Below are 20392 nucleotides of genomic sequence, written 5' to 3'. Positions count from 1 at the left end.
ACCGCGGTGCGCTCGGTGACCGGCAGCAGCGCCAATACATCGGTATCCAGCCGCGCCTCGCGCCAGAAGTGGAACTGGTGCGCGACCAGGCCGACGACCAGCAGCAGCCAGGCGAGCGCCAGCGCGCGCGCCATGCGCGTGGACTCGGGCTCGGGCTCGGGCTTGCCCCGCACGAGGATGGCGGCGTCAGTCAACGGCAATCTCCCGGGCGGCGTCGGCGCCGGCGGCCACCGGCGCGAGCAGGCGCACCACGGTGCTGTCGCCGCTGGCCTCCTGCAAACGCACCTCGCGCACGAAGCGGTCGCCTTCCAGATCGACACGTGCAAACACGCGGCGCATATCGGCATCGGTCGGGGTCAGCGCGAGTTTCCAGGCCTGTTTGCCATGCACTTCGCCAGCCACGCTGAAACGTTGCGCAAGCGCTGCGCCATCGGCACGCAACACCGCCAATACGGCTTCGAGCGCCGCGCGCAGCCCGGGCTGCGTATCGGCCTGCAATTGCTGCTGGACGCTGCCGTCGGCACCGCGCATGGTCAGGCCGCGCGGCGTCAGCAGCAGGCTCGACGCGATCGGCGCGCGCGTATGCCAGACCAGGCCGCGACCGCGCGCGAGCACGAAGTCCCCCCGCGATACCAGCGGCATGGCGAAGCCGGCGACCTTGCGGCTCTGCTCGAACCTGCCCTGGATCACGGCCGCGCCGTCGAGCCGGGCCGCCACCTGCTCCAGCAGGCTGGCGGCATACGACGGAGCGGCGCCGAGCGCGATCGCCACCAGCACAACGTGCCGCGCCAACCGCGACGCGATACGCCAAAGCCCGGGCCTCACGGCGTCACCCCCAGCCGTTCCGCGAGCACCGGTGGGCAGACATAGCTCATCTCGCCGGTGGCGATCTCGACCGGCACCTGGATCGTGTAGCCACGCGTCAGCCGCCGGCCGCTTGCCGCGTCGCGGATCTCGTAGTCGATCTTGAGCCGGTGTTCCCACTCGACGATGGTGGCCCGCACGACGGTCTGCTGCCCGTAGACCAGGGGCCGGATGTACTTGATGCGCATGTCGACCACAGGCCAGGCATAGCCGGAATCGCGCATGGCCGGATAGTCGTAATCGAAGCGAGAAAGCAGCGCGCAACGCGCCAGTTCGAAGTAACGCGCGTAGTTGCCATGCCAGACCACATCCATCGGATCGAGGTCGTGGAAGGCGGGGCTCAACACCAGTTCATGCGCGAGCTTGGGGTGCGGGGCGGACGGCGACTTTGACATGGAAGGGTTGCTCAGCGGGCGTCGCCGTCGCCGGCGCCGCTCCAGAAATCGTAGAAGTTGAACCACTCATAGGGCGCGGCGCAGACCTGCACCGCCAGCCAGTCGGCATAGGCTTGCGCATGGCGCGCCAGCGCCTGCTGCCGGCCGCCGCGCGGCAACACGACCGCCTCGGCGAGCCGCGCGAAGCGCAGCAGATGGCCCCCGCCGTCCCGCACGCAGCTCATCGCCAGCAGCGGGCAGCGCAGCAGCGCGGCGAGCGCATACGGTCCGATCGGCATCCGGGCCGGCGCACCGAGAAAGGACACCGTCACGCTGCGGCCGCCTTCGAGCGGCACCCGATCGCCGGCGATGGCGACAAACTCGCCGGCCTCGATCTTCTGCTGCAGCAACAGCGCGGTCGCGGCCGTGATCTCGGTCACCTGGATCAGCTGCACCGTCGATTGCGGATCGAGCCGGGACAGTATCCGGTTGAAGCGCTCGGCGTGCATGGTGTGCACCAGCACGTTGACGCGCAGGCCCGCCTTGTGGGTCGACACCACCCGGCACAGCTCGAGGCAGCCCATGTGCGCGGTGACGATGACCGCCCCGCGGCCGCTGTCGCGCTGGCGTGCCACCAGCTCCGCGCCTTCGCGGCGCACCGCATCGAAACGATAGCGGCCGCTGATCGCCAGCATCTTGTCGAGCAGCGTCTCGGCGAACGACAGCAGATGGCGCAGGCTGTGGCGCAGCCCCGGAACAGAATCGGAGGCGCCGCCGTACCGATGCACGCGCCGCAGGAAATCCAGCGAGGCGCGCCGCGCGGCGGGCCTGGCCAACCAGTAATACGTCACGACGGGATACAGCAGCACGCGAAACAGCGCGCGGCCGAATATCCGGTTGACCGCGTACAGGGACCAGATGCCCCAGACGCAGGTCGACTCGGCGATATCGGCCCAATGCGGGGACCAGCGGCGACCCGGCGCCGATGCGCTCATGCGGCCCCCAAGCGGAACTTGCGCGCCAGCAGCAGCGGCGCGCGCAGCAGCATGCCGGCGAACAGCCGCGCGTGCATGCCGGAGATCAGCGCGTTGTCGCGCCACATGCGGAAGTGGGACACGCCGTCGGCCGGATAGGTGACGCGCACCGGCACGTTGACGATGCGAACCCCGCGCCAGACCAGGCGCACCAGCACCTCGATGTCGAACTCCATGCGCCGCCCCAAGGGCACGCGCTCCACCAGCGGCGCCAGCGACTCCAGCGGATACACGCGCAGGCCGCACATCGCGTCGCGCACCGCGAACGACAGCGTGTTGATCCAGACCCAGACATGGGTCAGGTAGCGGCCGATCTGCCGCGCGCGGGGCACCGACTCGTCATACACCGGGCAGCCGCAGATCAGCGCCGCGGGGCTGGCCTCTGCCAGCGCGAGGAAATCGGCGATGCGGGCGCTGTCGTGCTGGCCGTCCGCGTCGATCTGCAGCACATGGCTGTAGCCGCGCCCGCGTGCATGCAGCGCGCCGGCGATGATGGCGCCGCCCTTGCCCTGATTGACGGGCAGCCGCAGCAGCTCGACGCGGTCCGGACGGCTGGCGGCCAGCTCGCGCAATACCTCGGCGCAAGCCGGCGCGCTGCCGTCGTCGACCAGCAGGCACGGCACCGGATTTGCCAGCACCGCGGCGAGCACCTGCCCGACCGCGTGTTCGTGGTTGTACACCGGGATCAGCACGACCGGCCTAAACATCGCCGGCTCCGGTAAGGGGGCCAAAAACAACCCGGCCGCTTGCATGCTGGCCGACATCGGACGCCAGCCTGAAGACAAGGGTGCTTTTCTCCGGCTGCCAGTCGAGGTCGACGCGCACGACATCGCCGGGGCGGATCACCTGCTGGAACTTGAGCGCGTCCAGCTGTCGGAATGCGCTGCGCGGCGGCACCTCGAGCGCCTGTGCCGCCAGCGTCATGACCCAGTCCAGCTGCGCCACGCCGGGCACGATCGGCGCCTGCTCGAAGTGGCCATCGAACACGGCCAGGTCCGCATCGATGCCAAGCAGCGCCGCCGCCCGGCCGGGCGCTTCGGCCGGCAGCCATTGCACGCGCGGCAGCACGCCGCGCACCAGTTCGCGCAGCATCGCCTCGGTGGTCTTGCCCTGCGCGTTGCACGGCAGCGCCGCCGGAAAACACCAGCGGCGCGGCAAGGCAATGGGCTCGAGCGCCTGCGCCAGGATCGCCCGCAAGGCCGCGATCAGCGCCGGCCTGCCCCCCTGTGCCAGCAGCGCCGCGCCGGAGGGACTCGGCACGGCGACCACCGCGGTACGCAGCCCGATGTCGAGTTCGACCGTCAGCGCGCGGACTTCCTCGACCAGCGGCGAGCCGGCCAGCAGTTGTTCGATGCGGGTCAGCGACACGCGCTTTTCCTCGATCTTGACGATGCGATCGGCGCGCCCGACCAGCACGAAACTGCCGCCATCGGCCGCCTCGACGCAATCGCTGCCGACCAGCCAGCCCGGCTCGGCCAGGTGGCCCGAGCGGACTGCCAGCAGGCCATCGTCGATGCGCCATTCGACGCCCGGCAGCGGCGTCCACGCGATATTCCGATCGCGAGCGGTGCGCCACGCGATGCCGCCGGTCTCCGAGCTGCCGTAGACCTCGATGGGCCAGCGTCCGAGATGGGCATACGCATCCGCCGCGGCATCGGCCGGCAACGGTCCGCCGGACGAGAACACCGCGCGCAGCGACCGCCGTGCGCCGGTCCAGTCCAGCGACGCCGGCATGCGCCGCAGATGTGCCGGGCTGCTGACCAGCACCGCGCCGGGCGATACGTTGGGGGCAGCGCGGACGATCTCTTCATGGAAGGCAAATCGTGTCGCCGGCATCCTGCGCCCCGCTGCCAGGGGCCACAGCACGCAGAACAGCAGGCCGTAGATATGCTGATGCGACACCGTCGTCAGCACCGCCGTGCCGGCGGACAGCCCGGCTCCGAAGGCGGTCTGCAGCGCCCGCACCTCGCAGTCGAGCTGATCCAGCCGCTTGGGCAGGCCGGTCGGCGCGCCGGTGGAACCGGAGGTAAACAGCGTCACCGTGGTCGCCCGAGCGCACAGCGGCCGGCAGGACCGCGCCTCTGCCAACAGCCCCGCTTGCGGCCCGGCCGGGCATGCGTCGGGCAGCAGGCCGTGCGGCAACTCGCCGGCAAAGCCATCGACCACAGGACGCAGCGCGGCCAGCGTCTCGGGCCGCGTATCGCCAGGCAGCACCACCTGCTTGCCGGCGTGCCAGGCACCGAACAGTGCCGCGGCGAATTCCGGGGCGGCATCGTGATAGAGCGCCCAGCGGTCGCCCTCGCGCTCGGCGAAGGCGGCGCGCCACGCGGCGACACGCGTCAGCCAGGCCGCCGCACTCAGTCCGTCGGCGACCACGGCATCGGGCGTGCGCGCCAGCTCGCGCACCAGCTCCCGCAGGCCAACGCAGTCAGTCATCATGCTTCCTTGCCAGCACGCGACGGCGCACCAGCCATTCGCCCGCGAACATCAGCCCGATCAGCAGATAGGCGATGCCGCCGTTGTACAGCGCCCAGACCGCATCGCTGGCCCACCACGCCGTGGCAAGCGCCAGCGTGCCGTTGAAGACGAAGAACAGGCACCAGGCGATGGTCACGCGGCGCGTGTAAGCCACGCCGCTGGGCGGCAGCTGCGGCTCGCGCAGACGCGCGATGCGCTCGACCACCGTCGGCGGATGCAGCAGGCTCCAGCCGAACACGGCGAGCATCACGCCGTTGACCAGCGCGGGATACAGCTTCAGCGGCAGCGTCTCGCCGGACAGGAACACCGCGACCGCCAGCAACAGCGCCGCGAGCACCATCGCCCACCAGGCCCGCTTGCCGCGCAGCGTGGTGGCGCGCAGCAGCGCCACGCCCACCAGCGCGAACGCCATCACGCGCGGCGACGCATGGCGCAGCCCCGCGTAGACGATCAGCGGATAGAGCAGCGTGATCGCCCCCGCCAGCAGCGTGCGTGGCGGGATGCGCCAGCCGGTGCCACGTGCCATCGAGCGTCACACCTCGGCCGGCGCAGGCGAGGCGTCGATCAGCAGCGCCAGCGCCGCCACCACGTCCTGCACCGTGCGCACCGACTTGAACTGCTCCGGCTTCAGCGGCTTGTTCAGCATCGGCTTGAGCTTGACCAGCAGATCGACCGCGTCGATGCTGTCGATGTCCAGGTCCTCATACAGGCGTGCCTCGGGACGGATGCGCCCGGCATCGATCTCGAACGTCTCTTCCAGGACCGCGGCCACGCGCGCGAAAATCTCTTCGTGAGTCATGATCTTTGGCTTGATGTCTTTGGAGGGAATGGGATGGCAAAACCTGCGTCAGGCGGGCTGCGGCGTGCGTTGCGCCGCGACGAAGCGCGCCAGCGCGGCGACACTGGCGAAGTGCTTGCGCATCTCCTCCTTGTCACCGCTCATCGCCACGCCATAGCGCTTCTGCACCGCCAGGCCGAGTTCGAGCGAGTCGATCGAGTCCAGGCCGAGGCCCTCGACGAACAGCGTCGCGTCGCTGTCGATGTCCGCGGGCCGGATGTCCTCGAGCGACAGCGAGGCAACGATCAATTCCTTGATTTCTTGTTCAAGCGCCTTCACGGCGTACCTCCTGGATAAAAAATTCTGCCAAGGCGCGCGTCACGTCGCGCACGGCCTGCATCGGCTCGGTATCGGGCGCGACCCAGCGATCGACCGGCACGTCCTCGTGCACGTCGATCACGAAGCATGGGCGCCGCACCGGTACCCGGTACCACTTCTCGCCTTTCGTCAAGGTCGGCGGCGTGCAGCGGATCGTCACCGGCGTCAGTGCAAACCCGCCACGCACGGCAATATTGGCGGCGCCACGCTGCAGGCGGGGAAGCCCGCGCGGCTCGGTGCGGGTGCCCTCCGGAAAGATCACCAGATTGTTGCCCGCGCGCAGCGAGGCAATGCATGCATCGACCATGCCCGGCCCTGCGTCGTTGCAGACATAGCCGGTGGCGCGCACCGGGCCGCGCGTGAACGGGTTGCGCATCAGCGCGGCCTTGACCACGCAGTCCGCGCGCCGCACCAGCGAGATCAGCAACACCACGTCGATCAGCGACGGATGGTTGGCCACGATCAGCAAGCCGGAACGGCGCAGGCGCTCGGCGTGGCGGACTTCGTAGCGGATCACGCCGACGCTGGCCATCAGCCAGACGAACAGCCGGAACACGTGGTGGATCAGGTCCTTGCAAGCGCGCTGGCACACCGGCGCGGGCCGCAGCAACAGGGACAGCAACGGAAAGACCAGCACGCGCAATGCCAGTCCGCCGAGGCCGAAGCAGGCGAAGCAGATGCCGGTCGCGCAGATGCGCCAGCCGCGATCGAGACGTTCAACCATGGTGCCGCCAGACCCAGGTACGGCCGCCGGCGCGATGGCGCAGCGCCGCCGAACGCGCCAGCATGAAACGCAGCACGGCAAGGCCATGCGGCAGCGGCACTCCGGCATCGCACCGCGCCGCGGCATCGTCGCCATCGCCCCCATCGTCCGCATCGAACCCGTCCCCGGCCTCGCATGCGAGCGTCCAGCGCGGCGCATCGGCTTGGGGCGCCGCGATGCGCCACGCCCAGGCATACAGCGCGTCCGGTTCGTCGGCGTGCATCGCATAGCTCGGCGGCAGCGGCGCGTCGTAGCAGACCACCAGGACTTCTTCATGGCCATCGGCCAGCAAGGCGCAGGCTTCGACCAGCGCGGCCTCGGCCGTCTCGGTGCCGGCGGCGATCGCCTGCAGCACGGCCGGGCGCTGCTGGTCGATCGAATAGAGCGCGCCGATCGCGTTGTGGACCGACAGGCCGAAGCTGGTCGGGGACAGCGGCGCGTCGACGGCCAGTTCCTCGAGCATCGACGCGGAGCGCGAAACCTCGCCATGGCGCGAAGCGAAGACCATCGGAATGTCCGCCGGTGCGTCGCATGCGTACGCGGCATGCAGCGCCACGCGGCCCAGCTCGCCAAGCCGGCGCCGCAGCATCGGCGCCATGCCGGCCACCGCCGGCACCTCGCCGTCCAGCGGCAGCCACGGCGCGCGGCTCCATGCCTCCCATTGCTGGGCGGTATGCAGTTGCGGCGCGCACGCGGCCCAGCCGCGGATTGCGAATTCACATGCCATGCGAAGTGACGGATATACCGGCCGACGGCGCGCAGAGCCCCACGGACACACGGAGGCGGTGTCCGGCCCTGGTGCCGTTTGCCGAAACGGATTGATGCAGATGAGGAAGCCGATTGGCCGCTGCTCAGCGGTTATCGACGCCTTTGCGCAGACCTTGAGGCTTCCGATGGCAGCGCGCCGGCCGCGGATTGCGCCGCGGCCCTTGGCTCACGCGCGCATGCGATGGCGCTGGCTGCCGAGCGACCGGCCTGTGCCGATGTCGGTCGCGAGATGACGCTCCCCTGTGTTGACCTTACCCGTATTTCTTTTGATTTTCGAAACCCGTCATTGTATTCCCAAAAGTACATCGGCCTCCTCCCCCCACGAGTAGGAGGACCGGCCGTGCCCGCGCCACATTGCATATCTGCCTTCTGAATCACATCGCCGAAATCCCTGCCAGCCCGAGGGTGAATATCGGCCGATCCCCGCCGTTAGCCGCGCATGCGCCGCCGCGAGCGTCCCCGGGAGCCGGCTCGCGTTCCCCTTGCGTCGGCGCCCTTCTTCATGGAATCGCTTCGTATGTTCTCTTCCATCCGCTCGCGCATCGTGGCGCTGTGCGTGGGCATTGTCGTGGCCGCGCTCGCGGTCAATGCCGCCGTCAATTACGTGGTCGCCGACTCCTACAACGACACGGCGATCGACAGTTCGCTGAGCGCGCTGCAGGCCGGCCATGCCGGCGCGATCGCCGACTGGGTCGACGGCCATGGCCGGATGATTGCCTCGCTGCGCGATGCGGTGCTGCAGGCCGACCCGTCGGCCGCGTTGAAGCAGGTCGCGGACGCCGGCGGCTTCGTCAACGTCTATGTCGGCTATGACGACAAGCGCGCCATCTTCTCCAATCCGACCGGGATTCCGCCCGGCTACGACCCGACCGGCCGCCCCTGGTATCGGCAGGCGGCCGCGGCCGGCAAGCCGGTGGTGACGCCGCCCTATGTCGATGCGGGCAGCGGCAAGCTGGTGGTGGCCTTTGCCGCGCCCGTCGTCGCCGATGGCGGGGTCAAGGCGGTGGTGTCGGGCGACGTGGCGATGGACCGGGTGATCGCCAACGTCAAGGCGATCCACCCGACGCCGTCGAGCTTCGGCATGCTGGTCACGCAAGGTGGGCTGATCGTCGCGCATCCCGACGACAAGCTGACGCTCAAGCCCGTCGCCGATCTGGTGCCGGGTCTCGACGCCGCGCAGCTCGCCGCGCTGCTGACGGCCGCCGCGCCGACCGAACTGCAGGTCGGCGGTGCCGCCAAGCTGCTGCGCGCCCGGGCGATTCCGAATACCGACTGGATCGCGGTGATCGCGCTGGACAAGACCGAAGCGACCGCGGGCATGCGCTCGGTGCTGATGGCCTCCGCGCTGACGCTGATCGTGATCGCGCTGGTCGCCGCCGCGCTGGCCGGCATGGCGACGGCGGCCTCGTTCCGCCGCCTGTCGCAGGTGCGCGACGTGATGGACGCGATCGGCTCGGCCGATGGCGACCTGACGCGCCGCCTGCCGGCCGACGGCAAGGACGAGGTCGCGCAGATCGCGCGGGCGTTCAATACCTTCGTCGACAAGCTGTGCACGGTGATGCGCCAGATCCGCGATGCCAGCGAATCGGTACGCCACGCGGCCGACGAGATCGCCGCCGGCAACCTGGATCTGTCGCAGCGCACCGAGTCGGCCGCGGCCAGCCTGCAGCAGACCGCTGCGTCGATGGAGCAGATCACCGCCACCGTCGCGCAGTCGGCGACGTCTGCCAGGCAGGCCGACGATTCCGCGGTCGCCGCTTCGCAGATCGCCTCCGAAGGCGGCGTGGTGATCGGCGAGGTCATCGGCACGATGGACAAGATCGAACATGCGTCGGCCAAGGTGTCCGACATCATCGGCGTGATCGAGGGCATCGCCTTCCAGACCAATATCCTGGCGCTGAACGCGGCCGTGGAAGCGGCCCGCGCGGGCGATCAGGGCCGCGGTTTCGCGGTGGTCGCCGGCGAGGTGCGCGGGCTGGCCCAGCGCAGCGCGCAGGCCGCCAAGGAGATCAAGACGCTGATCGAATCGACCGTCGGCGAGGTGGCCTCGGGCTCGAGCCAGGTACGCAAGGCCGGCGAGACGATGACGGCGATCGTCGGCAATGTCTCGCAGGTCAGCACCGTGATCTCCGAGATTTCCAATGCAGCGATCGAGCAGACGCGCGGCATTCAGGAGGTCAACCAGGCGGTGGGCCAGCTCGACGAGATGGTGCAGCAGAACGCCGCGCTGGTGGAGCAGTCGTCGGCGGCCGCGTCGGCGCTGCAGGCGCAGGCAAACAAGCTGGCGGGGGCGGTGGGATTGTTCCGGCTGGCTTGAAGCGGATCACGACGTCCCCCGCGCAGGCAGGAACCCCGCGTCTTGCGACGCCCCGGGGTTTCCCGCTTTGGCGGGGGACGGATCGGTTGGCCGGCGTTGCCGGCGCGGCTTATTCCAGCCCGGCCTTGTCCAGGCCGAACGCCTTGTCCGCCGACCCCGGCACCGTGCGGAACGCGACGTTGGCGCGATTCCAGCCGTTGATGCCCATCACCGCGAAGGTCAGGTCGGACAGCTCCTTCTCCGACAGCTGGGCCCGCACGCGCTCGTAGACGTCGTCCGGCACGCCGTGCGGCGGCAGCTGCGTCAGCGTTTCGGTCCATTCCAGCACCGCACGCTCGCGCGGCGAGAACAGCGTCGACTCGCGCCAGATGGCGACATGGTAGACCCGCAGCTCGCGCTCGCCGTGCAGCTTGGCCTCCTTGACATGCATGTCGAGACAGAACGCGCAGCCGTTCAGTTGCGAGGCGCGGATCGATACCAGATCGAGCAGCGATCGCTCGATCGCGCCGCCATCGATCGCGTTGCTGAAATTCAGATAGGCCTTGAACAGCTCGGGCGATTGCTGGATGTAGTTCAGGCGTTGGGTCATGGCTTTCTCCTGGTCGAAATGGCTGCGCACCGTTCGGGGCGCAAGGGTTATCACGGCGGCGGCCAGCGGCCGCCCGCCTCAAAAAACGTGGGCTCGCTCAGCAGGCGCCGCGGGCCAGCGCGATGCGCAGCAGCTTGTCCGGATTGCGCTGCGCGTGGATGCGGACGATGCGCTCGCCGTCGGTCTCGTAGCACTGCGCCGATTCCAGCTGTCCGTCGATGAAGCGCAGCACGGCCCAGTCGCCATTGAGCAGCGCCAGTTCGGCGCGTACTGTCTGCCCGTGGCGCTGCGGCCCGACCGCGAACACCTTGGCGATGCGCCAGCCGCCGACCAGCGGCTTGGGGAAGCTCGGCACCTTGCCGCCGCCGTCGCCGATCAGCTCGGCGTCCTCCGCCAGCATCGACTGCAACGCTGCCATGTCGCCGCGCTCCATCGCCTGGGCAAAGCCCTGCAGCAGGCGCAGATGCGTCTCGCGGGGGACGGCAAAGCGCGGCCGCTCGTCGCGCAGCTGCACCCTGGCGCGGCTGACCAGCTGACGGCACGCGGCTTCGCTCTTGCCGATCGCGCGGGCGACGTCGGCGTAGTCGGCGTCGAACACCTCGCGCAGCAGGAAGGCAGCGCGCGCCTCCGGGGTCAGCCGTTCGAGCAGCAGCAGGAATGCCACCGACAGGTCGTCCGCCCGCTCGGTCAGTTGCTCGGGGGTGGCGGGCGATTCGGTCAGTTCGGGTTCGGGCAGCCAGATGCCGGCGTAGTGCTCCCGCTGGGTCTTGGCCATGCGCAGCCGGTCGATCGCCAGCCGCGTGGTCACGGTGACCAGCCAGGCCTCGGCGTTGTCGATGCTGCCGCGGTCGGCCTCATGCCAACGCAGCCAGGCGTCCTGCACCACATCCTCGGCTTCCGCGACCGTGCCCAGCATCCGGTAGGCGATGCCGTGCAGGCGAGGCCGCAGCCGGGCGAAGGTCAGCGTGGCGGGGTCGGCGGGGTCGGCGGGGGCGGCCGTTGCAGCCGTGGCAGCCGTGGCAGCCGTAGCCGCCGTAGCTGCGGTGGTGCCCGTAGCTGCCGTGGTGGCCGTGGTGGCCGTGGTGGCCGGGTCCGGCCGATCGCGGGTATCGGGTGGGCGGGTCATCGCGTTCGATATCGTCAAGGGTCAATGCCATGGCACAACCGTGGCGCCGCCACGGTGCCGGCGTGGCACTGTAGCAGTCAGTTCAAACCCAAGACGTCTGGCGCGGGCCGTTTGTGACAGCGCTGCCGAGCCGCGTCGGAGAAAGCCCGTACCGCCTGCCGCCCCGCGGTCAGGCGCCGCTCTCCGCCAGCGCCCGTGCCGCCGGCATCCGGTCCCAATATGGGGGATAGCTGATCACCAGACCGGCGGCGTCGACCACCAGCTCGGCCGTGAATGCGGAGTCCTGGCCGTGATAGCCGCTCAGGCCGGTGCCGGACGCCTGCCGTTCTGCCGCCGGCCCGAGCGTCTCGTAGCGGAAGCGGCGGCGGCCGTCCGCTTCCGTGGCCAGCAAGGTATAGCGCTGGCGGACCGGCTCGACCGCCAGTTCTGGCAGGCGGACATAGGCCATTGTGAAGACCTGGCCCACGCCCGGCTGCCAGTTGGCATGGCATATCGGCAGCGTGTTGGTGATCGGCGTGGCCATGATGTCGATGTAGGCGGCGTCGGCAAGGTCGTCGCGCGGGCCCTGCCCATCGGTCCACTGCCTGCCGTCCCACGCGAGCCGCAGGGCCCGCGTGTCGCCCTGGTACTCGGTCCTGGCATCGAGCCGGAGAAAGCGCCAGTCCGCCTCGCATTCGAGCCGATAGGCCAGCTCGAGCGGACCGTCGTCCCATTGGACCTGCACCCGTCCCTGGACCAGTACGCGATCCGGGCCGCGCGTCACCGCGGCGACATCGAGCCCGGTCCGTGTTTGCCAGGACCACGCCACCAGTTGAAGGCCGGCGGATTGCAGATGGCCGGCCGGGGTAGTCGATGGATTCATGATCGCCCTCCTTTAGCGCGGACAGCGGGGGCGCGACGGCGCCTCGTGCAAGGCGCCGGCCCTCGCCATCGAGACCGTCAATCTATCGCGATACCGGCAGGCCGGCGATGCGGAATCGGCATCGATTCCGGGTATTCATTGGCTCCGCGCCGTGGCAATACTTAATAACCAGGAATAACCGGAAAAATAATCGGAAGGTAAGCCGCCTTGCCATTTATTAATCTCCCTATATTCCATGTAACGGCATCACGTATTGCCCCATCGCTTCCCGCCAGGGTGTCACGCAATACGCATCGCCTGCCATTTTACCGGCGGGCTTTTTTTGTTTCCCATAATCATTCGATAACCACCTGAAGCGCCGCAGCATAGTGATTTCCGGAATGAATCCCTGCTGGTGAAAACCCTGCCATCCCTTTCACTTGACTTAATTGATATATCACATACCTTGTAACCCATCGCCACACCCAATGCGAGCGGGGCGATGACCGTGATGGCAACCGGCACCCCAACAGAGGGACACCAACGGCAAGGAGGAACGCATGGAAATCGATTCGACCGGGTCGTCCATCGCCGCCAGATCAGTTTAAGCAAGCCCGCTTCGCCCCATCCTTCAGTTCCGATCGCGCCTGCCGCCCCCGGCAGCGCAATAGCGTAGGGTTTTTTGTTTCAGGAGCGGATGTGTAACGGACATAGAAGCCAACGATACAGGAGACATTGAAATGCTAGCGACGATATCCGAGCCGAGGTGCGGCACCGCACATTCGGACAGGAAGAATCAAACGATTGAAGGAGTGCGCCATGAATAATTCGTCGACGGCGGCATTCCGCCCCAATCCCGAGGTCTCCGAAAAGACGCGCTGGATACAGCTTCTCGTTGGCGTCATCTGCATGATCGCCACCGCCAACGTCCAATACGCCTGGACGCTGTTCGTTCCGGAAATCCAGGAAACCTTCGGCTGGTCGCGCGCCAATATCCAGATCGCCTTCACCGTGTTCGTGCTGGTGCAGACCTGGCTGGCGCCCATCGAAGGCTATTTCATCGACAAGTTCGGTCCGCGCATGATGGTGGCATTCGGCGCGGTGCTGATGGGTGGGGCGTGGATCATCAATTCGCAGGCCACCACGCTGATGGGCTTCTATATCGGCGCCGCGGTCGGCGGCCTGGGTGTCGGTTCGATCTACGCGACCTGCATCAACAACGCGATCAAGTGGTTCCCCGATCGCCGCGGCCTCGCGGTGGGCCTGACGGCCGGCGGCTACGGCGCCGGTTCGGCCGCCACGATCCTGCCGATCGCCGCGATGATCGAGTCGTCCGGCTTCCAGCACACCTTCCTGTTCTTCGGCGTGCTGCAAGGCTCGCTGGCGTTCGCCGCCGCATGGTTCCTGCGCTCGCCGAGGGCCCACGAGGTCAAGGCGTCCCAGAAGCTGGTGCAGGCCACGCGCGACTACACGCTGAAGGAAGCGATGTGCACCAAGCTGTTCTGGCTGATGCTGGTGATGTTCGTGCTGGTGGTCACCGGCGGCATGATGGCCGTGGCGCAGCTCGGCGTCATCGCCAAGGACCTCGGCGTCAAGGACTTCCAGGTCGACCTGCACTTCTTCGTGATGGCCGCGCTGCCGCTGGCGCTGATGCTCGACCGGATCATGAACGGTGTCTCCCGGCCGCTGTTCGGCTGGATCTCCGACCATATCGGCCGCGAGAAGACCATGGTGATCGCGTTCTCGCTGGAAGGGATGGGCATCATCGCGCTGGGGTATTTCGGCCACAACCCGTACGCCTTCCTGATCCTGTCGGGCGTGGTGTTCCTGGCCTGGGGCGAAGTCTACTCGCTGTTCTCGGCGCTGGCCGGCGATGCCTTCGGCACCAAGCACATCGGCAAGATCTACGGCGTGCTCTACACCGCCAAGGGCATCGGCGCGCTGTTCGTGCCGATCGGCAACCTGATCATGGAGGCGACCGGCACCTGGTCCACCGTGCTCTACACCGTGGCGACGATGGACCTGATCGCGGCGTTCCTGGCCTTCATGGTGCTGCGGCCGGTGCTGGCCGGACACGTGGCGGCGTCCAGGAGCCTGTTCTCGAAGGAGGCCGCGGCAGCCGGCACACAGGTCCCGGCCTGACCGGACCCTCACCCGCCGGGAAGCGCCAGGCACACGCCAGGCACGCCGGCACCCTGCACGGGCTTCTTCGGAAGCCCGTTTTTCCTTGCAGCAGTCTTGTTCAATACAGCGCCAGGAGATGGGTCGCCGCCTGCGCCATCATTCAATCCGGAGCGCAACGATGGCGACTTTTGCACTGAGCTTGCTGCAGTCTTACTTGTCGCCGTAGTGAAGACGGCAGGCAATGATGGCCAGCTCGTCATCGTTGGCGTAGTACACAAGCCGGTTCGTATCGTCGATACGCCGTGACCGATAACCGGATAGTGTGCCCTTGAGCGGCTCTGGCTTGCCCAGGCCTTCGAAGGGATTCCGCTGCGCGTCCTGGATCAGGGCATTGATCCGTTTCAGCGTTTTTTTATCCTGCCCCTGCCAGTAGATGTAGTCCTCCCAGGCGGCGGGCATGAAGGTGAGGTGGCGCGTCATTCAGCATCCGGATCGATCAGATCATGCTTCACGCCTTTGCCGCTCCGGTGCTGATCAATTGACTGCATCAGCCGCTTTGCGTTGGCCGGATTGCTCAGCAGGTACATGGTTTCCATCCAGCTGTCGTATTGCTCTTGCGACATGATCACTGCGTTGGGTGCGTCGCGTCGCGTGATGAGGATCGCGTCGTGATCGGCAATGGCTTGATCGATGACCGCCTTCAGATTGTTGCGGGCATCGGAGAAGTGGATTGTTCGCATGGCCTTCTCCATAGAGTTGTCCAACTACTTGAACAAGTATAGCAGAGAGGCATGTGACCTTGCTCGGCGCTGCATCCGAGTGTACTGGCCAGAAGTGCAGCAACCTATGCCCCGCCTTCTCATTCCTTGCACCTGCCCGGCGAACTGCCAGTAGAGCCCCGCGGCCCGAGCGCAACGCGGCCCGGTCGCGTTCCCTATCGCGCAGCGGCCTCGCCGAACTCCGCCCGCACCCACTCCCGCACCAGCCGCGTCGCCGGCCGCTCGGCGGCGCGCGGGCTGTAGACCAGGTCGTAGCGAAAGCTCTCCAACGACAACTCGAACGGCTGCACCAGCACGCCCGAGGCCAGTTCTTCGGCCACCAGCGTCAGGCTCAGCAGGCCGACGCCCTGCCCCGCGACCGTGGCCTGGATCGCGTGGATCTCGTCGGTAAAGGACAGCCCGGCGGACGCATCGATGTCGCCGGCGCCGGCGCCTTCCAGCCAATGCCCCCACACCGCGGCGCGCGGGTCCTGCCGTACGCCGGCGCCCCACTCGAAATGGATCAGCGGTGCGTGCCGCAAGTCCTTCAGCGACGACAGCCGCAGATGCGGGCTGCAGACCGGCGCAAAACGGTCCTGGAACAGCGGCTCGACCGTCAGCCCCGGATAGTGGCCGCCGCCATAGCGGATCGCCACGTCGGCATCGCTGTCGAGATCCACCACGGCATTGGAGGCGTCGAGCCGCAGCGTCCATTCCGGATGCGCGGCGCGAAACGACCCCGCGCGCGGCGCCAGCCGCTTGGCGACGAACGCGACGGTGGACGACAGCGTGGCGATATTGGCCGCGCGCTGGCGCTGCACCAGCTGCACCGCGCGTTCGAAGCCGTCGAGCCCGTCCCGGATCGCCGGAAACAGCATCCGCCCGCTCGCGGTCAGATCGACCTTGCGCGTCTCGCGCTCGAACAGCCGCACGCCCAGCCATTCCTCCAACAGCCGGATCTGGTGGCTGATCGCGGTCGCGGTCACGTTCAGCTCGTCGGCCGCGCGCTTGAAGCTCAGGCGCCTTGCCGCCGCTTCGAAGGCGCGCAGCGCGCTCAATGGAGGAAGGCGTCTCATGACGACTCCATGAATGAGTTGAACTCATCCATAACGTGAGATTTGACCATTTGTCGGGCCTGCCTGGGATCACGATACTGCGAACATTCTCCGCTGCGGTCATGAAGGTGGCCGCCTGACGGATGAAATTCCCTCAACTTTACCCCGGAGTTTCCCATGCTGCTCGAACAAGTCCGCACCAACCCCGATCCGTACGCGCCGTTCCTGCTGTCGCAGGGCATCCGCGTCGGCAATCTGGTCTTCATCTCGGGACAGGCCGCCATCGGCGACGACGGCAACATCGTCGGCCGCGGCGACTTCGACAAGCAGGCCGAGCAGGCCTTCCGCAATCTGCGGCGCGCGCTCGAGGCCGCGGGCTCGAGCCTGGACCGCGTGGCCAAGGTCACGATCTTCCTGAAGTCGATGGACAACTTCGGCAAGATCGTCGAACTGCGCCGCAAGTGGTTCTCGGCGCCGTACCCCGCCGACACCATCGTCGAGATCTCCAGCCTGTATTCGCCCGAGGCGCTGATCGAGATCGAGGCCATCGCCGTGGCCGAAGGAGCGCCGGCATGAACGCCCCTGCACGGCCGGCGCTGTTCGATCCGCTGGACCTCAACGGCCTCGCCTTGCCGAACCGGCTCGTCGTCGCGCCGATGACGCGCATCAGCGCGACGCCCGAGGGCGTGCCCACGCCGACGATGGTGGACTACTACGCGGGCTTTGCGCGCGGCGGCTTCGGGCTGATCGTCACCGAGGGCAGCTACACCGACCGCGCGTATGCGCAGGGCTATGCCGGGCAGCCGGGCCTGACCGACATGGAGCAGGCGCGCGCCTGGCGCGCGGTCACCGACGCGGTGCACGCTGCCGGCGGCCGCATCTTCGTGCAGCTGATGCATGCAGGCGCGCTGTCGCAGGCCAACCGCTTCCGCGACGAGACGGTCGGCCCGTCGGCCATCGCGCCGAAGGGCATGCAGATGGGCGTCTATCGCGGCAAGGGGCCCTATCGCACGCCGCGCGCCATCGCGCCGCACGAGATCGACGCGGCGATCGCCGGATTTGCCGAAGCGGCGCGGCTCGCCCGCGATGTCGCCGGTTTCGATGGCATCGAGATTCACGGCGCCAACGGCTATCTGCTCGATGAGTTCCTGACCGACTACACCAACCGGCGCGACGATGCCTGGGGCGGGCCGATCGGCAACCGCATCCGGCTCGCCGAGCAGACCGCACGCGCCGTGCGCGGCGCGGTCGGCGACGGCTTTCCGGTCGGCGTCCGCATTTCGCAGGGCAAGGTCAATGACTTCACGCATAAATGGGCCGAAGGGGCCGAGGGCGCGGCGATCGTGTTCGGCCGGCTGGCCGAGACGGGCATCGACTTCCTGCACGTGACGGAGTTCGAGGCGTGGCAGCCGGCCTTCCCCGGCGACGCGCGCTCGCTGGTCCGGCATGCGCGGCTTGCCGCGCCGCATCTGACCGTGATCGCCAACGGCGGCCTGCACGAGCCGGCGCGCGCGCAGGACGCGCTGACCGATGGCGCGGACCTGGTCGCGCTGGGCCGCGGCGCGCTGGCCAATCCCGACTGGCCGGCGCGCGTGGCGCAGGGCGTCGCACCGCGTCCCTTCGATCCCGCGCTGCTGTCGCCGCTCGGCGAGATCAAGCCCGCCGAGCTGCGGATGCGCGAAGCGCTGCCGCTGGTGGCCTGAATGGCGAGCGCTCGTCCGCCCTAGCTGGCGAACGTGCGCTCGCGCCGTTCCTGGCACGGCGCGCAGCGCGTCGCGGTCGGATTGGCCAGCAGGCGCGCGTACGGAATCTCCTGCTCGCAGTCCTGGCAGACGCCGTACTCGCCGGCATCGATGCGCTCGCGCGCCTGCGCGATATCGTTCAGTTCGCCGCGGTAGTGCTGCTGCAGCGCCGCGCGGTCCAGCTCCTCGTTGACGCCCTCGGCGGTGTCGACGAGGTCCTGCGGCTCCCTGGCCGGGTTGCTGGACGGACGATCGCGTCCCTGCTGATAGAGCGGCTGCAGTTCGCGCTCGCGCGCATCCAGCCGCCCGCGCAGCGCGGCAAGTTGTTCCTGGTTCAGAAGCGACATGTCGCCCTCCATCTACGTGTCATCTCGGCTGCCGCCGAGCCGTGCCATACGTGATCGACATCCCGGCTCTCCCGCCGTTCCCGACATGGCGCCGGCAGGGTTTTCCCGCTTGACTGATCAAGCCCGACGGCCTACATTGGCCGGGCAGATTCAGATAAGAGACCATCTGTAGGATGGTCTCTTAGCGCGTGCAGTTTGCTGCGGCCTCTTACAGAACAATTCAAGGAGACCGCCGTGCAAGCGCCTGCCATCCGCCTTCGTGGCATCGACGATGTCATCGCCTATATCGATTCCTGTCCGGGTATACGGGGCAGAGCCGGCCTGATCTGGTGGCTCGCACTCGGCGGACTGTTTCTCGACGCCTTTTCCAATTCCGCATTGAGCGCCGGCCTCGGGCCGATGACGCGCGATCTCGCGCTCGCGCCGGCACAGGTCGCACTGCTGACCTCGTTCGCCTCGTGGGTCGCGATCGCCTTCAATCCGATCGGCGGCTGGATGGCCGATCGCTGGGGCCGCGTGCGTCCGCTGATCCTGGCCAAGGTGCTGGCCGTGGTCGGCGCCGTGCTGGTCGTCTTCGCGCCCACGTTTGAAGTGATCCTGGTCGGCCGTTTCTTCGTCGGCGCGGCCTACGGCATCGACTTCGCCATCGCGATGGCCGTGCTGGCCGAATTCACCCCGGTCAAGCTCAAGAGCCGCCTCAATACCTGGCAAGGCATGTGGTACACGGCGGTCTGCACCAACCTGCTGCTGGCGCTGCTGTTCCACTCGTGGCAGGTCGGCGATGCGATCTGGCGCTATTCGGTCGCGGCCACCGCGATCTTCGGCGTGGCGATCCTGGTGCTGCAACTGCTGTTCCTGGTCGAGAGCCCGACGTGGCTGGCCCGCAAGGAACGGCTCGAGGCCGCCGCGCTCGCCATGACGCGCATCTACGGCCGCCCCTTCACCGCGGCACCGCCGGCCGAACGCATTCCGGTGTTGAACCAGGCGCGGCGGGGGCTGGCCAATGTGCTGCTGATCTTCCGCGGCATCTATCTGCCGCGCACCATCCTGGCGGCGACCGTGCAGATCGGCCAGTCGATCCAGTACTTCGCCATCGGCTGGTACCTGCCGCTGATCAGTGCGGCGCTGTTCGGCAAGGACTTCGTCTACGCCACCATCGGCGCGCTCGTCTTCAACGTCTGCGGCATCGTCGGCGGCTTCCTGTCGCCGGTCATCGGCCGCAGGCTGGGCCTGCGCCGCGCCTCCGCCTTCGGCTTTGCCGCGGTGTTCGCGATGCTGCTGGTGCTGGGCCTGTTCAACGGCAAGATGCCGCTGTGGGTCGCGGTGGTGGTGCCCTCGCTGTTCATCCTGTTCCATTCCGGCGGCCCGGGCGCCAACGGCAAGAGCCTGTCGTCGCTGTCCTTCCGCAGCGAGCTGCGCGCCGGCGCCAACGGCGTGATCGGCGCGCTGGGCGCGATCGGTGCCGCGCTCGGCCTGCTGGTGTTTCCGCTGTTCCGCGCGGAATACGGGCTGGAGAAGACCTTCCTGATCCTGTCGGTGGTGCCGCTGGTCGCCAGCCTGATCTGCTTCGCGATCCGCTGGGATCCGACCCGCACGGCCGTCCATCCGGACAACGAGGCCGATGCCCCACAGTTCCGCGGCGACACCGAGGCGCCCTCGCCTTTCCTCAATCCCGCCATCGAGAAGTCCCGGCCATGACCCGCCCCACCGACGTCATTCTCGCCATCGACGAAGGCACGTCCGGCACCCGCGCCGCGCTGGTCGGCGCGGACGGCCATGTCTCGTGCCTCGAATACACGACGCTGACCGTGGATTCGCCGCGCCCCGGCGTGGTCGAACAGGACGCCAATGTCCTGCTCGACAAGACCCTGGCCGTCTGCCGCGCGACGCTGGCCAATGCGGACCGTGAAGGACGGCGCGTGGTGGCGCTGGCCATCGCCACGCAGCGCGCCACCGCGGTGCTGTGGGATACCGCCACCGGCCGCGCGCTGGTGCCGGCAATGGTGTGGCAGGACACGCGCTACGCCGCCGAGCTGGAACGCCTCGCCGCGGCGTG

Annotated in this window: 24 protein-coding genes; 6 read left to right on the top strand and 18 right to left on the bottom strand. The window is 68.1% G+C overall.

What is annotated here, in order from left to right; all coding sequences use genetic code 11:
• The 11 genes from AC6EI8_RS13355 to AC6EI8_RS13305 form a co-directional block, all read right to left on the bottom strand.
• A partial coding sequence (locus AC6EI8_RS13355; RefSeq protein WP_498382147.1) for a hypothetical protein occupies positions 1-194 on the bottom strand: 194 nt, incomplete at its 3' end.
• Positions 187-771, bottom strand: coding sequence for an outer membrane lipoprotein carrier protein LolA (locus AC6EI8_RS13350; protein ID WP_498382146.1), 585 nt, complete (start codon positions 769-771; stop codon positions 187-189). The genes AC6EI8_RS13355 and AC6EI8_RS13350, both read right to left, overlap by 8 nt.
• Before the next feature lie 50 nt (positions 772-821).
• Positions 822-1259: an acyl-CoA thioesterase gene (locus tag AC6EI8_RS13345; RefSeq protein WP_498382145.1), complete on the bottom strand. Its 438-nt coding sequence runs from the start codon at positions 1257-1259 to the stop codon at positions 822-824.
• Between the two features lie 11 nt (positions 1260-1270).
• The gene (locus AC6EI8_RS13340; RefSeq protein ID WP_498382144.1) at positions 1271-2233 is read right to left on the bottom strand and encodes a lysophospholipid acyltransferase family protein; all 963 of its coding nucleotides are present in this window, start codon (positions 2231-2233) and stop codon (positions 1271-1273) included.
• Complete coding sequence (locus tag AC6EI8_RS13335) at positions 2230-2979, bottom strand: glycosyltransferase family 2 protein (RefSeq protein WP_498382143.1); 750 nt, start codon at positions 2977-2979, stop codon at positions 2230-2232. Before AC6EI8_RS13335 ends, AC6EI8_RS13340 begins: the two co-directional genes overlap by 4 nt.
• Positions 2972-4711 carry an ApeI family dehydratase gene (locus AC6EI8_RS13330; protein ID WP_498382142.1) on the bottom strand — a complete coding sequence of 580 codons (1740 nt, stop codon included), beginning with the start codon at positions 4709-4711 and terminating at the stop codon, positions 2972-2974. Before AC6EI8_RS13330 ends, AC6EI8_RS13335 begins: the two co-directional genes overlap by 8 nt.
• Positions 4701-5276: a COG4648 family protein gene (locus AC6EI8_RS13325; protein WP_498382141.1), complete on the bottom strand. Its 576-nt coding sequence runs from the start codon at positions 5274-5276 to the stop codon at positions 4701-4703. Before AC6EI8_RS13325 ends, AC6EI8_RS13330 begins: the two co-directional genes overlap by 11 nt.
• A 6-nt stretch (positions 5277-5282) precedes the next feature.
• Positions 5283-5549, bottom strand: coding sequence for an acyl carrier protein (locus AC6EI8_RS13320; protein WP_498382140.1), 267 nt, complete (start codon positions 5547-5549; stop codon positions 5283-5285).
• A gap of 48 nt (positions 5550-5597) precedes the next feature.
• Positions 5598-5867: a phosphopantetheine-binding protein gene (locus AC6EI8_RS13315; RefSeq protein ID WP_498382139.1), complete on the bottom strand. Its 270-nt coding sequence runs from the start codon at positions 5865-5867 to the stop codon at positions 5598-5600.
• The gene (locus AC6EI8_RS13310; protein ID WP_498382138.1) at positions 5854-6630 is read right to left on the bottom strand and encodes a lysophospholipid acyltransferase family protein; all 777 of its coding nucleotides are present in this window, start codon (positions 6628-6630) and stop codon (positions 5854-5856) included. The genes AC6EI8_RS13315 and AC6EI8_RS13310 overlap by 14 nt, the downstream gene beginning before the upstream one ends.
• Entirely contained in the window at positions 6623-7396 is a 774-nt protein-coding gene (locus AC6EI8_RS13305) for a beta-ketoacyl synthase chain length factor (RefSeq protein ID WP_498382137.1), read from the bottom strand. The genes AC6EI8_RS13310 and AC6EI8_RS13305 overlap by 8 nt, the downstream gene beginning before the upstream one ends.
• 558 nt (positions 7397-7954) lie before the next feature.
• Between AC6EI8_RS13305 and AC6EI8_RS13300 the strand changes: the two genes are divergently transcribed.
• Positions 7955-9754, top strand: coding sequence for a methyl-accepting chemotaxis protein (locus AC6EI8_RS13300; protein WP_498382136.1), 1800 nt, complete (start codon positions 7955-7957; stop codon positions 9752-9754).
• Between the two features lie 109 nt (positions 9755-9863).
• Here AC6EI8_RS13300 and AC6EI8_RS13295 read toward each other — a convergent pair whose 3' ends face one another.
• From AC6EI8_RS13295 to AC6EI8_RS13285, 3 genes are all read right to left on the bottom strand, one after another.
• On the bottom strand, positions 9864-10343 hold the full coding sequence (locus AC6EI8_RS13295) for a carboxymuconolactone decarboxylase family protein (RefSeq protein WP_149316061.1): 480 nt from the start codon (positions 10341-10343) through the stop codon (positions 9864-9866).
• Between the two features lie 97 nt (positions 10344-10440).
• Positions 10441-11469: an RNA polymerase sigma-70 factor gene (locus tag AC6EI8_RS13290; RefSeq protein WP_498382135.1), complete on the bottom strand. Its 1029-nt coding sequence runs from the start codon at positions 11467-11469 to the stop codon at positions 10441-10443.
• A gap of 169 nt (positions 11470-11638) precedes the next feature.
• Entirely contained in the window at positions 11639-12331 is a 693-nt protein-coding gene (locus AC6EI8_RS13285; protein WP_498382134.1) for a putative glycolipid-binding domain-containing protein, read from the bottom strand.
• A 798-nt stretch (positions 12332-13129) separates the two neighbouring features.
• Here AC6EI8_RS13285 and oxlT point away from each other — a divergent pair.
• Positions 13130-14452 carry an oxalate/formate MFS antiporter gene (gene oxlT / locus AC6EI8_RS13280; protein ID WP_149316063.1) on the top strand — a complete coding sequence of 441 codons (1323 nt, stop codon included), beginning with the start codon at positions 13130-13132 and terminating at the stop codon, positions 14450-14452.
• A 192-nt stretch (positions 14453-14644) separates the two neighbouring features.
• Here the strand turns inward: oxlT and AC6EI8_RS13275 are convergent, their stop codons facing one another.
• The 3 genes from AC6EI8_RS13275 to AC6EI8_RS13265 form a co-directional block, all read right to left on the bottom strand.
• On the bottom strand, positions 14645-14914 hold the full coding sequence (locus tag AC6EI8_RS13275) for a Txe/YoeB family addiction module toxin (protein WP_150083829.1): 270 nt from the start codon (positions 14912-14914) through the stop codon (positions 14645-14647).
• Entirely contained in the window at positions 14911-15174 is a 264-nt protein-coding gene (locus AC6EI8_RS13270; protein WP_149316065.1) for a type II toxin-antitoxin system Phd/YefM family antitoxin, read from the bottom strand. The genes AC6EI8_RS13275 and AC6EI8_RS13270 overlap by 4 nt, the downstream gene beginning before the upstream one ends.
• 194 nt (positions 15175-15368) lie before the next feature.
• Positions 15369-16268 carry a LysR substrate-binding domain-containing protein gene (locus AC6EI8_RS13265; protein ID WP_150083827.1) on the bottom strand — a complete coding sequence of 300 codons (900 nt, stop codon included), beginning with the start codon at positions 16266-16268 and terminating at the stop codon, positions 15369-15371.
• 156 nt (positions 16269-16424) lie between these two features.
• Here AC6EI8_RS13265 and AC6EI8_RS13260 point away from each other — a divergent pair, with 156 nt between their 5' ends.
• Positions 16425-16823 carry a RidA family protein gene (locus AC6EI8_RS13260; protein WP_150083826.1) on the top strand — a complete coding sequence of 133 codons (399 nt, stop codon included), beginning with the start codon at positions 16425-16427 and terminating at the stop codon, positions 16821-16823.
• Entirely contained in the window at positions 16820-17950 is a 1131-nt protein-coding gene (locus tag AC6EI8_RS13255; protein ID WP_498382133.1) for an oxidoreductase, read from the top strand. The genes AC6EI8_RS13260 and AC6EI8_RS13255 overlap by 4 nt, the downstream gene beginning before the upstream one ends.
• Before the next feature lie 20 nt (positions 17951-17970).
• Here AC6EI8_RS13255 and AC6EI8_RS13250 read toward each other — a convergent pair whose 3' ends face one another.
• A complete protein-coding gene (locus tag AC6EI8_RS13250; RefSeq protein WP_149316069.1) occupies positions 17971-18336 on the bottom strand; it encodes a TraR/DksA family transcriptional regulator in 366 nt (121 codons plus the stop codon).
• A 234-nt stretch (positions 18337-18570) separates the two neighbouring features.
• Between AC6EI8_RS13250 and AC6EI8_RS13245 the strand changes: the two genes are divergently transcribed.
• A complete protein-coding gene (locus AC6EI8_RS13245; RefSeq protein ID WP_149316070.1) occupies positions 18571-20034 on the top strand; it encodes an MFS transporter in 1464 nt (487 codons plus the stop codon).
• A partial coding sequence (locus AC6EI8_RS13240) for an FGGY family carbohydrate kinase (protein WP_498382132.1) occupies positions 20031-20392 on the top strand: 362 nt, incomplete at its 3' end. The genes AC6EI8_RS13245 and AC6EI8_RS13240, both read left to right, overlap by 4 nt.

This window comes from Cupriavidus sp. R6-3 (genome assembly GCF_059772245.1).
Note: the sequence above shows the minus strand (reverse complement) of the source record. Positions and strands in the feature narration are given on the sequence as shown.

What these genes read in the sequence shown, in the direction of transcription:
- AC6EI8_RS13345 (WP_498382145.1), bottom strand. Translation starts at nt 1,259, where the DNA reads ATGTCAAAGTCGCCGTCCGCCCCGCACCCCAAGCTCGCGCATGAACTG.
- AC6EI8_RS13340 (WP_498382144.1), bottom strand. Translation starts at nt 2,233, where the DNA reads ATGAGCGCATCGGCGCCGGGTCGCCGCTGGTCCCCGCATTGGGCCGAT.
- AC6EI8_RS13335 (WP_498382143.1), bottom strand. Translation starts at nt 2,979, where the DNA reads ATGTTTAGGCCGGTCGTGCTGATCCCGGTGTACAACCACGAACACGCG.
- AC6EI8_RS13330 (WP_498382142.1), bottom strand. Translation starts at nt 4,711, where the DNA reads ATGATGACTGACTGCGTTGGCCTGCGGGAGCTGGTGCGCGAGCTGGCG.
- AC6EI8_RS13325 (WP_498382141.1), bottom strand. Translation starts at nt 5,276, where the DNA reads ATGGCACGTGGCACCGGCTGGCGCATCCCGCCACGCACGCTGCTGGCG.
- AC6EI8_RS13320 (WP_498382140.1), bottom strand. Translation starts at nt 5,549, where the DNA reads ATGACTCACGAAGAGATTTTCGCGCGCGTGGCCGCGGTCCTGGAAGAG.
- AC6EI8_RS13310 (WP_498382138.1), bottom strand. Translation starts at nt 6,630, where the DNA reads ATGGTTGAACGTCTCGATCGCGGCTGGCGCATCTGCGCGACCGGCATC.
- AC6EI8_RS13305 (WP_498382137.1), bottom strand. Translation starts at nt 7,396, where the DNA reads ATGGCATGTGAATTCGCAATCCGCGGCTGGGCCGCGTGCGCGCCGCAA.
- AC6EI8_RS13300 (WP_498382136.1), top strand. Translation starts at nt 7,955, where the DNA reads ATGTTCTCTTCCATCCGCTCGCGCATCGTGGCGCTGTGCGTGGGCATT.
- AC6EI8_RS13295 (WP_149316061.1), bottom strand. Translation starts at nt 10,343, where the DNA reads ATGACCCAACGCCTGAACTACATCCAGCAATCGCCCGAGCTGTTCAAG.
- AC6EI8_RS13290 (WP_498382135.1), bottom strand. Translation starts at nt 11,469, where the DNA reads ATGACCCGCCCACCCGATACCCGCGATCGGCCGGACCCGGCCACCACG.
- AC6EI8_RS13285 (WP_498382134.1), bottom strand. Translation starts at nt 12,331, where the DNA reads ATGAATCCATCGACTACCCCGGCCGGCCATCTGCAATCCGCCGGCCTT.
- oxlT (WP_149316063.1), top strand. Translation starts at nt 13,130, where the DNA reads ATGAATAATTCGTCGACGGCGGCATTCCGCCCCAATCCCGAGGTCTCC.
- AC6EI8_RS13275 (WP_150083829.1), bottom strand. Translation starts at nt 14,914, where the DNA reads ATGACGCGCCACCTCACCTTCATGCCCGCCGCCTGGGAGGACTACATC.
- AC6EI8_RS13270 (WP_149316065.1), bottom strand. Translation starts at nt 15,174, where the DNA reads ATGCGAACAATCCACTTCTCCGATGCCCGCAACAATCTGAAGGCGGTC.
- AC6EI8_RS13265 (WP_150083827.1), bottom strand. Translation starts at nt 16,268, where the DNA reads ATGAGACGCCTTCCTCCATTGAGCGCGCTGCGCGCCTTCGAAGCGGCG.
- AC6EI8_RS13260 (WP_150083826.1), top strand. Translation starts at nt 16,425, where the DNA reads ATGCTGCTCGAACAAGTCCGCACCAACCCCGATCCGTACGCGCCGTTC.
- AC6EI8_RS13255 (WP_498382133.1), top strand. Translation starts at nt 16,820, where the DNA reads ATGAACGCCCCTGCACGGCCGGCGCTGTTCGATCCGCTGGACCTCAAC.
- AC6EI8_RS13250 (WP_149316069.1), bottom strand. Translation starts at nt 18,336, where the DNA reads ATGTCGCTTCTGAACCAGGAACAACTTGCCGCGCTGCGCGGGCGGCTG.